Genomic DNA, 13,372 nt, shown 5'->3' with positions numbered 1-13,372 from the left:
GGTGGTCGGACCCAATGTCTAACGGTTAGCTATCGGTGTCAAGGGCCGGTTCCGAAGGGGCGAACAATCGCTCCTCGTCCAGGGCCGACGTCTGCACGACCAGAACGTCGCAGACCGCGTTGCGGACCACGCCGGCCGGCACCGAGCCGAGCAGCTGGCCCTCGTCGGCGCCGAGGCCGCGGTTGCCCACGACGATGAGGTTCGCCGGGTTCGCGCCGACCACGTCCAGCAGGGCCTGCGCCGGGTCGCCCTCGACGAGGCGCTGCTCGATGTAGCGGGCCCGCTCGCGGGTCAGGCCGGTCACCGACTTCGCCAGCGCGTCGCGGGCGGTGTCCACGCCGACGATCTCCCGGTGCGCGCCGGCCGTGGGCTCGCTCTCGGCCGGGTCCGCCCGGTACGCCGTGACGACCACGAGCCTCGCCTGCGCGGCCTGCGCCACCTCGGCGGCCCGGTCCACGGCGTACAGGCTGGTCGCCGTGCCGTCCGAGCCGACCACGACCCGGTCGTACACGCTGATGCTCCGCCTCGCGCCGAGCGGCACGATGGGGGATTCGTCGGCCTCGTCGGGCGGATTGACCCAGAGCATCGCCACGGCGCCGATGCCCATCAGCACGCCGGCCAGCAGGATCGCGTTCGAGCCCTTGCCGTCCAGGAACCGGTTGAAGATCCAGCCGAAGGTGACCGTCTCGATCAGCATCGGCACCACGATCATCATGTTGAGGATGCCCATGTAGACGCCGGTTCGCTTGGCCGGGACCATGCTCGCCACCATCAGGTACGGCACGCCGACCGCGCTCGCCCAGAAGATGCCCAGCCCGATCATCGGGACCAGCGCGAGGTACTGGTTGCCGATCTGCGCCAGCCAGATCAGCGCCACCGCGGCCAGCCCGAGCGCGATCGCGTGCACCCGCTTCGCGCCCAGCCGCCGGGAGAATCCGATCAGGAACAGCGCCGAGATCATCGTGACGAAGTTGTAGGCCCCGTTCATCAGGCCGCTCCACGCGATCGCGCGGTCCCACGCCGGGCCGCCCTGCTCCGGGTTCGCGCCGAAGACCGTCTCGCCGATGCTCACCGCGAGGAACTGCCAGTAGATGAACATCGCGTACCACTGGAACAGGAACACCACGCCGATCTTGTGCATCGCCACCGGCATGGTGCGCACGGCGTCCGCGATGTCCCGCACGAAATTTCCGACACCCTTCGGCGCCGCCCGCATCTCGGCGAGCTCCTCGTCGGTCGGGGTTATCTCACGGGTACGGGCCATCGCCGTGAGCACTGTGAGCAGGATGCACACCGTGCCGATCATGAAGCACACGTACATCCAGTAGGGAACCCCGTTCCCGGCGGTCCGATCGAGCGCGGAAACTTTCTGCAGCAGGAACAGCGAGATGTTGGCGAGGACCGCGCCCGCCCCGGTGAACATGCTCTGCGTCAGGAAGCCGCGGGCGAGCTGGGATTTCGGCAGCCGGTCGGAGATGAACGCCCGGTACGGCTCCATCGAGGTGTTGTTGCCGATGTCGAGCAGCCAGAAGCAGATCACGCCGAGCCAGAGCATCCCGACGAACGGGAAGGCGAACAGGATGATCGCGCACAGGATCGCGCCCGCGGTGACGAACGGGCGCCGCCGGCCCCAGCGGGGACTCCAGGTGCGGTCGCTGATCGCGCCGATCAGCGGCTGGATGATCAGCCCAGTGACCGGACCGGCCAGGTTCAGGATCGGCAGCTGGTCGGGATCGGCCCCGATCAGCAGGAACAGCGGGTTCACCGCCGACTGGGTGAGGCCGAAGCTGAACTGCACCCCGAAGAACCCGAGGTTCATCATCAGGATGGCGCGACCGGTCATCAGCGGCTTGCGTTCGGCCTCAGCGGTCGTGGCGAGTGACTGCGTTGTCGTGGTGGTCATGGCGACCCCTTCGACGGAGTGACCTACGTCACGAAGCTAAATCCGCCGGGGAGGCGTCGCAACCGCAGTCGTCGATCTCTCGACGTGCCTCACCTCGTGTAATACGTTCAAGAGACTCTCCGGGAAGGGGCGGCCATGCATCAATGGAAAAGGATCGTGGTCGGTGTCGACGGATCGCCCGGCAGTCGCAAGGCCCTGGCCTGGGCCGCCGCCGAGGCGGCGGATCACGGCGCGGATCTGCTCGTGGTGAATGTCTGGGAGCACACGCTGCTGCCGCCGGCCGGGAGCGTCAGCGTGTCCGAGCACTACGTGCCCGAGCCGAGCCAGACCACGACCGACGAGCTGGTCCAGGTGATCAAGGAGGAGCTCGGCGACGATCCGCCGGTACAGGTCCAGGCCCAGGTCAAGCAGGGCCGGCCGGCCAAGGTGCTGATCGACGAGTCGGCCGGCGCCGACCTGCTGGTGGTCGGCCACCGCGGCCACGGCGGCTTCGCGGGGCTGGTGCTGGGCTCGGTGAGCCAGCACGTCGCCGCGTACGCGAAATGCGCCGTGACCGTGGTCCGCTGAGCGTGACTCGGACGCTTTCCAGCGCCGCCACCGGGGTTCCGGCGCGGCCGTCGCCGTGACCATGGTCCGCTGCGGGCGACTCAGACGCTTTCCAGCGCCACCTCCGGGGTCCGGGGTTCCGGCGCGGGCCGGCGCCGGAACGCGACGAGCAGCAGCGCCGCGCCCAGAAGCAGCGCGAGGGCCGCCGATGCCGCGGTCACGTGCATCGCGCCGATGAAGGAACTGTTGGCCGCGTCGGCGAGGCCCGGCCGCTGAAGGGCGTCGGCGACCGCGCGGGTGTGCTCGGCCGACGCGGCCGCGGCGTCCCGTGCGCCGGGCGGCAGGGCGGTGAGCGAGGGCGCGATCCGGTCGCGGTAGGCGGTGGTCAGGATCGTGCCGAGCAACGCGATGCCCAGCACGCTGCCGACCTGCCGCACGGTGTTGTTGACCGCCGAGCCGGCGCCCATCCGGTCGACCGGCAGCACGGCGATGACGGCGGCTACGGTCGGTGCGATCGTGAGTCCCATTGCGACACCGCTGACGAAACCGACCGCGCAGAACCACGCCACCGGCGTGTCCACGCCGAACGAAAGATTCGCGAAAAACGCCGCCGTGACCACCAGCAACCCGATGCCGCTGACCAGCCCGACGCCGTGGCGCCCGGCCAGCCGCGCGCCGAGCGGGGAACCGGCGGCCAGGCCGATCGCGCCCGGCAGGAACGCCAGGCCGGTCTCCAGCGCGGTCATCCCGCGGGCGCCCTGGAGATAGAAATTTCCGTAGAACATCTGCCCGGTGATGCCGAAGAAGAGCAGGCCGAGCGCCACGTTGCCGGCGCTGAACCGGCCGTTGCGGAACAGCCGTGGGTCGAATGACGGCTCGGGGGAGCGCCACTCGAAAACGGTGAACGCGGCGAGCAGCGCCAGCCCGGCCAGCACCGGCGCCCACACCCGGGCGCGCGCCCAGTCGGTGTCCTGCCCGGCCTCGATCAGGCCGTAGGCGAGCAGGGCCAGTCCGGCGGTCGACAGGACCAGTCCGGCGGGGTCCGGGCGGCGGCGCGCCGCCAGCTTCGGATTGGGTACGACCCACGCGATGCCCGCCAGCGCTATCCCGACGACCGGCAGGTTGACCAGGAACACCGACCCCCACCAGAAGTGGTCGACCAGCACGCCGCCGAGCAGCGGCCCGAGCGCGACGCCGACCCCGGCCGAGGCCGACCAGGTGGCGATCGCCCCGGCCCGGCGCGCGGGCGGGAACGTCGCCCCGATGATCGCCATCGAGCTCGGCATCATCATCGCGCCACCCAGCCCCATCAGGCCCCGGGCCAGGATCAGGCCGGTCGCGCCGCCGGCCCAGGCGGCCCAGACCGACGCCGCGCCGAAGCAGAGCAGGCCGAGCACCAGGATCGTGCGATGGCCGTAGCGGTCGCCGAGCGCGCCCGCGGCGAAGAGCGCGGTGGCGAACAGCAGTGAATACGCCCCGACGGCCCACTGGAGCTGGCCCGGGGTGGCGCCCAGGCCGGTGCGCGGGTCGGCGATGCGCTCGAGCGCGATGCCCAGGATCGTCGTGTCGATCCAGATGAGCACCGCCGCGAAAACGAGGACGGACAGCACGCGGCGCTGCCGCGGTACGCTGATTGACAGGTCCCTTACGGTCATGCTTTCACCCTGGCAAGACTGTCAGGTCCCTGTCAATGTCGCGTGACGCACAATGGTCACGTGAACCCACCCGACGGCTGCTCGACGTTCCTCGTCCGCCATGCCTGGCTCGCGCTGCGCGGCGTCGTCGCCGAGGCGCTCGTCCAGCACGACCTGTCGGTCGCCCAGTTCGCCTCGCTGCTGATGCTCGACGAGTCGCCCGGCCTTTCGGTTGCCGACGTGGCGCGAAAGGTTTCCACCGCCCGGCAGTCCGCCAACGAGATGCTCGGCGGCCTCGAGCGGGCCGGTCTGGTCGAGCGGCGGCCACACCCGAACGACCGCCGAAGCCAGCAGATCTTCCTGACCGGCGCGGGCCGGCAGCGGCTCGCCGAGGCGATGCCGACGGTGCACGAGGTGGAGGCGCGGCTGGCCGCGGGCTTCAGCGCCGAGGAGATCGCGGTCGTCAACGCCTGGCTGCGGCGGATGACCGAGGCCGCCGCCGAGGGCGAGGAGATCCCGACGCTCTGACGTCCGTCCGGCCGGTCACCTGGGCCGCGGCGGTCGCCAGGGCCGCGGCGGTCGCCAGGGCCGCGGCGGTCGCCAGGGCCGTGGCGGTCACCTGGGCCGCGGCGGTCACCTGGGCCGCGGCGGTCACCAGGGCCGTGGCGATCACCGCAGGGTCAGGCGGATCACCCGGCCGCCGATCTCCCAGCAGCGGCGCAGGCCGGCCGCGTCCGGGTTTCCGTCCCGGTCCAGCGCGATGTTGTTGAAGCCGGCGAAATTGTGGTTGTCGCGGGCGATCACCTCGTACCCCCGCGTCACCCCGGCCTCGTCGGTGATCGCCTCGACCGTGGCCCGGCGCCGCCGTCCCTTGTAGGTCACGTCGACCGTGTCGCCGGTGCGCAAGTTTCGCGCCCACGCGAACGGCGTGCCGATCAGCAGCGCGCCCTGGTGGGCGGCGTAGGCGACCGGCACGGTGTAGCGCTTGCCGGACTTGCGTCCGACGACATGGACGGTGATCAGGCGGGTGCCGACGGCGCGGGCTATCAGCGGGGTGCGCAGGAGCACGCGCACGACACGGTTCGCCGCGCCCTGGAAGCGCAGCGTCTTGGGCAGCTGATCGTTGGCCATAGCATGACTCTCCCACCCGCGAGCCCGTCGCCCGTGCCCGCGAGCTGGTCGCTCCTGCCCGTGAGCCCGTCGTCTCTGCCCGCGCGTGTGCCCCTGCTTGCGACTGTTTCCCTGCCCGCGAGCGTGCCGCTCCTGCCCGTGAGCGTGCCGCCCCTGTCCGCGAGCGTGCCGCCCTCACCCGCGAGCCCACTTCCCGCGTTCGTGTGTTCCGCGTCGCCAAGTCGGCGCCCGCGTTCCGATCAACCCGGCCGCCGTCCCAGCATGGGATTTCGGAGGTGAACAGGGGCATGACATTCGTATACGTTTTCGTTCTGGTGGTTTTATCTTTCTGCGCGCTCTGGGTATGGAAACGCGTGGGCGAGCCCGCCGCGGCACGCCCCTGGCGGGCATACCGCGCGGCGTCGAGCACCGAGGGCGTCCTGGCGGCCCAGCTGGCCGCCGGCGACATCACCGACGACCAGTACGCCGACGCGATGGCGGAACTTGCCGCGAAACACTGCTGAGACCCGCCACCGGATTCTCGGCATACTGGCGCGGTGACGCAGAGGCTGCCGCACACCGCCGGATCCCTGGCCGCGGACCTGCGCGCCCTCGGGCTGGCGTCCGGGGACACCGTGCTGGTGCATTGCTCGCTGCGCGAGATCGGTTTCGTCGCGGGCCTGGCCCAGGCCGTCGCGCAGGCGCTGCTCGACGTGCTCGGCCCGACCGGCACGCTGGTGGTGCCGACGCACACCACCTTCAACTCCGACCCGGCCGCCTGGCGCAACCCGCCCGTCCCCGCGGAGTGGTGGCCGGTCATTCGCGAACAGAGCCCCGGTTTCGACCCGGCGATCACGCCGAGCTGGTGGGTGGGGACGCTGCCGGAGATCGTACGAAAATGGCCCGGCGCCCTTCGCAGCGATCATCCGCAAATGTCGTTCGCCGCGATCGGCGCCCGGGCCGAAACTGTCGTGCGCGACCACCGTCTGCAGGAGGGACTGGGCGAGGCCTCACCGCTCGGCGCGCCGTGTCGCCTGCGCGGCCGGATCCTGCTGATCGGCTGCGACCACGACCGCAACACCTCGCTCCACCTCGCCGAGTGCCGGCAGGTCCCGCCGGTGATGACCGAATACGGCGCGGCCGTGCGGCGGCCCGGCGACACCTCGCGCTGGGTCACCTGGACGGCGCCGCTCGCCGACAGCTCCGATTTCGCCGAGCTGGGCGCCGCCTACGAGCGGAACGGCGTCCTGGCCGTCGGGATGGTCGGCGACGCGGTGGCCCGGCTGATGCCCCAGGCCGAGCTGGTCGACTTCGCCACCGCCTGGATGCGGCGCTTCAGATGATGTCCCAGTCGAGCGTGCCGTCCGCGTCGACGCGCGCGCGATACCGGCCCCCGTACGGATGCCCGGTCTCCAGCGATGTCGCGGTCCCCTCGAGCATTTCCACGAAACTTGCCGGCCATCGAGAGAAATCGGTGCCGTCGTCCGGGTAGAACTCGCCGACCCGTCCGTGCCCGCCGGGCCGCTGGTCGGCGAACAGGCATCCGCCGCCGCCGTCGCGGGCGAACGGCACGAACGCCTTGTGCCACCAGGGGTTTTCCCCCGCCCAGTCGCCGACCTCGCCGGACACGACGCCGCAGGTCACCTTCCAGTCGCCGAGGATCTCGTCGAGGGGTTCCAGCACGTAGAACGGCGGCACCGCGAAACCGGCCGTCCAGGTGACGCCGTCGTGCCGGCGCAGCGAGGCCACCAGGTCGGGCGGAAAGGCCACCGACATCTGCCGCTGGATCGCGTCGATCCGCGCGGCCGGCGCGCCCGGCCGCAGCGAGCGGGCGGTGGCCGGGGCGTGCTTGGCGAGCCACTTCTCGAGCCGCCGCCAGGCCGCGTCGACCCGGGCGGTGGTGGCCTTGTCGGGCCGGGCGACGCGCACCCCGCCCGCGTTCTGCGGGCAGGCGTTGACCGCCGTCCGCGGGCGTGCCGGCGTGGCCGGGTTCGGCGCCGGAGCAACGTACGCCGAGTATCGGGTGGCCGGCACCTGGCCGGCGCTGTACTTCACGTCGGCGGATCCCCGTCCGAACCAGGCCACCCCGCACACCACCAGAACCATCGCCACGAAGACCGCCAGCAGCGCCAGCACGAGTCGTTTCCCGCTGACCGGTGCCCGACCGCCGGTGCCCGGCCCGGCCGCCGCCGGTGTGTCCGGGGCCGGCGTGACCGGCCCCGGCGGGGGAGTGGCGCGCAGCGCCGGATCGAGCCACTCGGCCGCCTGCGAGAGGTCGTCCGGCAGCTCGGCCGGGATCCGCCCGGCCGCCGCGACCGGCAGGCTCTCCTCGTCGACCTCGCCGATCGTCACCACAGCGGCGACGATCCCGTGGCCGGCCAGCGCGCCGAGCGCCAGCGTGGTGTGGTTGACCGCGTCCGGTCCCGGCCCGGTCACCACCACGGCCGGCGCGCCCACGGCGTCGGCGAGGTCGGCGAGCGTCCACCCGTCGCGCCCGACCGGCACCAGCAGCCCCGCGTCCGAGCCCACGAGCACCAGCCCGTGCGCCCAGTTCACGGTCACGACCATGTCCCGGGCCCGCTCGAGGCTCAGCTCACCCGCCGCGGTCAGCTCGAGAACCGTGGCGAGATGCCCGCGGATCGGATCGCCGGCCGCGATGCCGCCGCCCACGACGACGACCGCGACCGGCACCTCGGCGACCGCCGCCAGCACGGTGGCCGCCGCCCGCCAATCGACACCGGTCGACGTGGCCGCGATCATCCAGGGCCCGCGCCCCGGCCACCCCCGTTTCACGCCGACACTCTATAGAGCCGCCACGCGGCCGATTCCGGCGGCCGGAAACGTCGCAATAGCCTGCGCGCGCGGTGGTCAGAAACGTCGCAGGGGCTTCGCGTGGGCCGGGTTCCGGCGGCCAGGAACGTCGGAACGGCGGCCTGCGCTGCCGTCACGCCGACCACCGCGCCTGCCCTCGCTTCCGGGAGATGGTGGTGCCCCGGGGCCGGGGGCATGGCGGTGGCCGACGCGATGGCTCGTGCCTAGCAGCTCAGGTTGCCGCCGGTGCCGACGCCGAGGATGCCGGCGAACCGGGTGTAGAGGGTGATCCGGCTCTGCACCTGGGCCGGATTCCCGCCGTTGCACTCGATGCTGTTGATGGCCCGGATCGTGGTGCCGAAGCCCTGGCCGTTGACCATCGCGTTGTGCGAGGTCGTGCCCGCGTTGCCGGTGCCGGTCATCCAGTACCACAACCCGGTCTGCCACGAGATCGACGAGTTCGTGCCGACCAGGCCGGGGTTGTTCAGCAGGTCGACGCCGAGCGCGTTGCCGGCCGCGTAGTAGTTGAAGTTCCAGCTCAGCTGGATCGGGCCGCGGCCGTGGTAGGCGGACTGCCCGGCCGGGCACCCGTAGGGCTGCGAGTAGTCGCAGTAATGCGGCCAGTTCGCCTGGTTGATCTCGTCGATGTAGACGAGCCCGCCGGTCTCGTGGCTGACGTTGGCGAGGAAAGCGGCGGCTTCCTGCCGCCGCACGGTGTCGCTGCCGGTGGTGGCGAAGGCGGGAAACTTGCGCATCGCGTCGGTGAGTCCCGCGTACGTGTAGAAAGAGTTGCGCCCCGGGAACATCTGGTTGAACTGCGCTTCGGACACCACGAAACCACCGTTGCCGCCTCCGTTGCCCCCGCCGCCGCCCGAGCAGTTGTACGGCGACCAGAACCAGGTGCTGATCGTCGGGTCGTACCCCGGGTTCTCGTGGGTCGCCTGGTAGTAGAGGCCGTTGGTGTAGCGGACGATGGCGCCGACCGCGTAGTACTGCCCGGCGACCCAGTTCGGATAGTTGCAGGTGCCGCCGCCTCCGCCGCCGGACGAGCCGCCGCAGGATCCGTTGTCCTGCCAGACGCCCGAGCCGCCGGTGCTGGGCGCCTCGCCCTGCGTCCACCACTTGGCGGTCCAGTTGTGGCCGTTGTAGGACGCGGTCATGCCGCCGGTGTACACCGCGGCGCTGTTGTAGGGGGTGACGCAGGCCGCGGCCGCGTCGGATGCCGTGCTGGGGATCACCGCGCCCGCCGCGGCGATCAGGGAGATCACCGCCGCGGCGAGCACTGTGAGCAGGCGCTTTCGAGTCATGGCATCGACATTGTCAAATGCCAGTGCATCTGTAAAGAAACCTTACCCATAGGGGCAAAGGTCGAAGCTTTAAGTTACGCAGCGCCGTCGCCGATGACTACGGAGTTCCCACCCCCGCTGCGAGTGAGGCCCAGCATGCCGAACCGTGATCGTGCATGGCTGTGGTACCTGCTCATCGGTACGGTTGTCGCGGTCGCGTACATCGTGCTGCCCAGCAATCCGGCCACGAACTGGATCTTTCCGCTGGTCAACGCGACCGGCGGCATCGCGGCCTTCGCCGGCCTGCGCCGCAACCGGCCGAGGAACCGCTCCGCCTGGGCGATGCTGGCCACCGCGCTCTCGCTCTCGGCGGTCGGCGACGTCATCTTCGCCGGCTACGAACTCTTCCGGGCGGAGCCGCCGTTCCCGTCGATCGCCGACATCCTCTACATCGCCGCGCACCTGCTCGCCGCCGCCGCGGTCGTCCGCCTGAGCCACCACGCCGGCCGCGACAGTTTCCTCGAGGCCGGCGTGCTCACCGTCCCGCTCGCGCTGCAGTACTGGATCCACATCATCAGCCCGAGCATGCACGACCAGACCGGCAACGCCCTGGCCGTACTCGTCGCCGTGGTCACCCCGGCCGGCACGCTGATCGTGCTCTTCGGCGCGCTGCGCGCCGGTCTTTCCATGGAGATGCGAAAGATGCCGGCCCGGTTGCTGGTCGCCGGCATGGTCTGCTGGTTCGTCCCGGACGCCTATTACGCGACCGCCAGCCTCAACGGCACCTACGTCGCCGGCGGCTGGCTCGACCTGGGCTGGATGCTGATGCCGCTGCTGCTCGGCGCCGCCGCGCTGCACCCCCAGATGGCGCAGCTCAACGTGCCGCTGCACGTTTCCACGAACATTCTCAGCGTGCGCCGCTACCTGGTGGTCATCGCCGGGGTGCTGGCGCTCGACGCGTACGCTGCGGTCCGGGCCCACGGCACGGACCGGCTGGTCGGCCTGGCCGTGCTGGCCTCCGCGACGCTGGCGGCGGTCCGCATCCGCCGCCCGCTGCGCGACATGGGCCGCCGCGCCACCCAGGACGCGCTGACCGGGCTGCCGAACCGGACCGAGCTGCTGCGCCGGCTCACCTTCGCGCTGGCCGAGCTGCCCTCGGACGGCAGCAGCCGGGTCGCGCTGCTCTTCTGCGATCTGGACCGGTTCAAGGACGTCAACGACAGCCTCGGCCACCAGGCCGGCGACCGCATGCTGGTGACGATCGCCGAGCGCATCGTCGCGACCGTGCGCGGCGACCAGGACATCGTCTTCCGCCTGGGCGGCGACGAGTTCGTCATCCTCATGCCGGGCGCCACCGACGAGGATACCGACGCGGTCGCCGAACGGCTGGTCACCACGTTCACCGACCCGATCGTCATCGACGGCGTCGAGCTGTTCCCGTCGATCTCGGTCGGCGTGCGCACCACCGACGACTACCAGGCCGACCCGGATGAGCTGCTCCGCGACGCGGACACCGCGATGTACCACGCCAAGAGCAGCGGCCGCGGCCGCGGCGAGCGTTTCGACGACCGGTACGCGGTGGCGGCGAGCGCCCGCCTGCGGCTGGACACCGAGCTGCGGCACGCTCTGGTCAACGGCGAGCTGCTCTGCCACTACCACCCCGAGATCGACCTGGTCACCGGCCGGCTCTACGCCCTCGAGGCGCTGGTCCGCTGGCAGCACCCGGAGCGCGGGCTGCTCCCGCCGGACGAGTTCGTGCCGCACGCCGAGACGCACGGCATCATCGGCCAGATGTTCGAGCAGGTCCTCGACGAGGTGCTGACCGCACAGGACGGCTGGCTCACCGAGTTCGGCTGGCGCCCGACGGTGGCGGTGAACGTGTCGCCCCGGCAGCTGAACGACGCCCGGCTGGTACCGGTGGTGCTGGCCGCCCTGACGACGCACGCCGCGCCGCCGTCCGCGCTGATCCTCGAGGTCACCGAGACCGCGCTGGTCGACGAGGCGGTCATGACCGGCACCCTCGCCGAGCTGCGCCGGCACGGGGTGGCCGTGGCGGTCGACGACTTCGGCACCGGCTACTCGTCGGTGTCCCGGCCGGCCGACCGGCACTGGGACGCGCTGAAGATCGACCGCAGCTTCGTCTCGGACTTCACCGACGACCCCGCGCGCGAGGGCGTGGTGCGCGCGATGATCGCGCTGGCGCACGCGCTGGGCCTGCGCGCGATCGCCGAGGGCGTCGAGGACGAGCCGATTCTCGAGAAACTGCGCGACCTCGGGTGCGACGCCGCGCAGGGCTACTTCTACACCCGCCCGATCGACGCGGCCGCGATCAGCGACATGATCGCCGTTTCGCCGCAGTGGAGTGGCTCGACGGTCGCTGTTTAGGGTCCGGCCGGTGTTTCAGCCGGGCTGTGTCTCAGCCAGGCCGGTATTTCGGCCGGGTCCGTGTTTCGGTCAGGTCGGGGTTCGGGTTAGCAGGAATGCGGGCGCGGGAGCGGCCTGCCAAGCTGGAAGCGTGACCTTGCGCTGCCTCCTCGTCGACGACAACTCACAGTTCCTCGCCGCCGCCCGCGACCTGCTCGAGGGCGAGGGACTGACCGTCGTGGGCGTGGCCGGGCACATCGCCGAGGCCGTGGGGCAGGCCGCCGACCTCGGCCCCGACGTGGCGCTGGTCGACATCAACCTGGGCGGCGAGAGCGGCTTCGACCTGGCCGAGCGGCTGGTCCCGACCCCGGTGATCATGATTTCCACGCACTCCGGCGACGACTACGTCGACCTGGTCGAGGAAAGTCCGGCGATCGGTTTCCTGGCGAAGACCGCGCTTTCCGCCACCGCGGTGCGAAACTTGCTGCGAAACTAACGCGCCTCGAGGAACGCCAGCACGGCGAGGACCCGCCGGTGGTGGTCGTCGGTGTCGGGCAGGTTCAGCTTCGTCAGCACGCCGCGCACGTGCTTCTCGACCGTGCCCTCGGTGATGAACAGCCGCCGCGCGATCCCGGCGTTGGAGTGTCCCTCGGCCATCTGCCCCAGGACCTCCCGCTCGCGGGCGCTGAGCACGGCCAGGGGGTCGTTGCGGCGTCGTGCGGTGACCAGCTCGGCCACCAGGCCCGGGTCGATGACCGAGCCGCCCTCGGCGATTCTTTCCAGCGCGGCGAGAAACTCCGAGACGTCGGTGACCCGGCTCTTGAGCATGTACCCGATGGCGCGCCCGCCGGCCAGCAGCTCCATGGCCTGGTCGACGTCCGCGTACGCGGAGAGCACCAGGATCCCGACCTCGGGCAGCTCCCGGCGCAGCTGCCGGGCGGCCTCGAGTCCCTCGGTCGTGTGCGTGGGCGGCATCCGCACGTCGGCCACCACGATGTCGGGTTTCGTGCGCCGCGCCAGCTCCAGCAGCTCGGCTCCGTCGCCGGCCTGGCCCATCACGCTCAGGCCCGACCGCTCGAGCAGGCTGGCCAGCCCCTCGCGCAGCAGGACGTCGTCCTCCGCCAGCACCACTCGAAGACCGGTCACGGAAGCATTAAATACCGGCTAGCCGGTAACGAGGAGTCCGGCTGCCCTCGATGTGCCGAAGGCCGCCTTTCGCGAGGCTCTTGGTATGTGCGATCACCACCCCGAGTGCCCTCCGATCGACCAGCCCGGCTGGGACTCCGCCCGCGTCCTCGTCCACCACGCCGAGCTCGGCTGGACCATGCTGTGCAACGGCGCGATCGTCCTCGACGCCGCCGCCCGGCCCGCCCCCGCCCCGGTCGTTGCCCCGGTCGGTGCCCCGGCTCCGGTCGCCGTTCCGGCCCCGATGGCGGCTCCCGTCACGGTCACGGTCACCGCTCCGGCTCCGGCTCCAGCTCCGGTTGCGGCTCCGGCTGCTGTTCCCGTCACGGTTGCGGCCCCCGCCATGGTCACACCTCTGCGCCGCGAGCCCCGGAAGGCCGGCGTCCCGCTCGCGGCATAGAGACCGGGCCGACCCAGGAACTTTCGCGCGCAAGAACCTCCGCGTCGCAAGAACCAAGCCGCCGCAAGAAACGCGGTGCGCAAGAACCCCGCCGCCGCAAGAAACGCGGGGCGAGCAAGAATCTTTTCCGGGG

Annotated in this window: 13 protein-coding genes; 7 read left to right on the top strand and 6 right to left on the bottom strand. The window is 71.3% G+C overall.

The window, feature by feature from the left end; all coding sequences use genetic code 11:
- Positions 1–25: 25 nt before the first annotated feature.
- Positions 26–1,903 carry an MFS transporter gene (locus ACFQS1_RS02090; RefSeq protein WP_378964166.1) on the bottom strand — a complete coding sequence of 626 codons (1,878 nt, stop codon included), beginning with the start codon at positions 1,901–1,903 and terminating at the stop codon, positions 26–28.
- 135 nt (positions 1,904–2,038) lie between these two features.
- Between ACFQS1_RS02090 and ACFQS1_RS02085 the strand changes: the two genes are divergently transcribed.
- The gene (locus ACFQS1_RS02085; protein WP_378964165.1) at positions 2,039–2,470 is read left to right on the top strand and encodes a universal stress protein; all 432 of its coding nucleotides are present in this window, start codon (positions 2,039–2,041) and stop codon (positions 2,468–2,470) included.
- 80 nt (positions 2,471–2,550) lie between these two features.
- Here ACFQS1_RS02085 and ACFQS1_RS02080 read toward each other — a convergent pair whose 3' ends face one another.
- Positions 2,551–4,104, bottom strand: coding sequence for an MFS transporter (locus ACFQS1_RS02080; RefSeq protein WP_378964163.1), 1,554 nt, complete (start codon positions 4,102–4,104; stop codon positions 2,551–2,553).
- 60 nt (positions 4,105–4,164) lie between these two features.
- On the opposite strand from ACFQS1_RS02080, the gene ACFQS1_RS02075 reads away from it, so the two are divergent.
- Positions 4,165–4,611 carry a MarR family winged helix-turn-helix transcriptional regulator gene (locus tag ACFQS1_RS02075; RefSeq protein ID WP_378964162.1) on the top strand — a complete coding sequence of 149 codons (447 nt, stop codon included), beginning with the start codon at positions 4,165–4,167 and terminating at the stop codon, positions 4,609–4,611.
- Positions 4,612–4,752: 141 nt separating this feature from the next.
- Here the strand turns inward: ACFQS1_RS02075 and ACFQS1_RS02070 are convergent, their stop codons facing one another.
- A complete protein-coding gene (locus ACFQS1_RS02070) occupies positions 4,753–5,214 on the bottom strand; it encodes a PNPOx family protein (protein ID WP_378964160.1) in 462 nt (153 codons plus the stop codon).
- A gap of 287 nt (positions 5,215–5,501) precedes the next feature.
- Between ACFQS1_RS02070 and ACFQS1_RS02065 the strand changes: the two genes are divergently transcribed.
- Both ACFQS1_RS02065 and ACFQS1_RS02060 read left to right on the top strand, forming a co-directional pair.
- Positions 5,502–5,717 carry a hypothetical protein gene (locus tag ACFQS1_RS02065; RefSeq protein ID WP_378964159.1) on the top strand — a complete coding sequence of 72 codons (216 nt, stop codon included), beginning with the start codon at positions 5,502–5,504 and terminating at the stop codon, positions 5,715–5,717.
- Positions 5,718–5,750: 33 nt separating this feature from the next.
- The gene (locus ACFQS1_RS02060; protein ID WP_378964158.1) at positions 5,751–6,536 is read left to right on the top strand and encodes an AAC(3) family N-acetyltransferase; all 786 of its coding nucleotides are present in this window, start codon (positions 5,751–5,753) and stop codon (positions 6,534–6,536) included.
- On the opposite strand, the gene ACFQS1_RS02055 is transcribed toward ACFQS1_RS02060, so the two are convergent.
- Together ACFQS1_RS02055 and ACFQS1_RS02050 are read right to left on the bottom strand one after the other, a co-directional pair.
- Positions 6,529–7,986 carry an SMI1/KNR4 family protein gene (locus tag ACFQS1_RS02055; protein ID WP_378964157.1) on the bottom strand — a complete coding sequence of 486 codons (1,458 nt, stop codon included), beginning with the start codon at positions 7,984–7,986 and terminating at the stop codon, positions 6,529–6,531. The two genes, ACFQS1_RS02060 and ACFQS1_RS02055, sit on opposite strands and share 8 nt — an antisense overlap.
- A gap of 242 nt (positions 7,987–8,228) precedes the next feature.
- Positions 8,229–9,311 carry a glycoside hydrolase family 19 protein gene (locus tag ACFQS1_RS02050; protein ID WP_378964155.1) on the bottom strand — a complete coding sequence of 361 codons (1,083 nt, stop codon included), beginning with the start codon at positions 9,309–9,311 and terminating at the stop codon, positions 8,229–8,231.
- 135 nt (positions 9,312–9,446) lie between these two features.
- On the opposite strand from ACFQS1_RS02050, the gene ACFQS1_RS02045 reads away from it, so the two are divergent.
- Together ACFQS1_RS02045 and ACFQS1_RS02040 are read left to right on the top strand one after the other, a co-directional pair.
- Positions 9,447–11,675, top strand: a complete 2,229-nt coding sequence (locus ACFQS1_RS02045) for a putative bifunctional diguanylate cyclase/phosphodiesterase (protein WP_378964154.1) — start codon at positions 9,447–9,449, stop codon at positions 11,673–11,675.
- A 130-nt stretch (positions 11,676–11,805) separates the two neighbouring features.
- A complete protein-coding gene (locus ACFQS1_RS02040; RefSeq protein ID WP_378964153.1) occupies positions 11,806–12,150 on the top strand; it encodes a response regulator in 345 nt (114 codons plus the stop codon).
- On the opposite strand, the gene ACFQS1_RS02035 is transcribed toward ACFQS1_RS02040, so the two are convergent.
- On the bottom strand, positions 12,147–12,800 hold the full coding sequence (locus ACFQS1_RS02035; RefSeq protein ID WP_378964152.1) for a response regulator: 654 nt from the start codon (positions 12,798–12,800) through the stop codon (positions 12,147–12,149). The genes ACFQS1_RS02040 and ACFQS1_RS02035 overlap by 4 nt on opposite strands.
- A gap of 85 nt (positions 12,801–12,885) precedes the next feature.
- On the opposite strand from ACFQS1_RS02035, the gene ACFQS1_RS02030 reads away from it, so the two are divergent.
- Positions 12,886–13,239, top strand: coding sequence for a DUF5999 family protein (locus tag ACFQS1_RS02030; protein ID WP_378964150.1), 354 nt, complete (start codon positions 12,886–12,888; stop codon positions 13,237–13,239).
- The last annotated feature ends 133 nt before the right edge of the window (positions 13,240–13,372 follow it).

Origin of the sequence: Paractinoplanes rhizophilus (genome assembly GCF_042664765.1) — a bacterium.
Lineage (GTDB): Bacteria > Actinomycetota > Actinomycetes > Mycobacteriales > Micromonosporaceae > Actinoplanes > Actinoplanes rhizophilus.
Note: the sequence above shows the minus strand (reverse complement) of the source record. Positions and strands in the feature narration are given on the sequence as shown.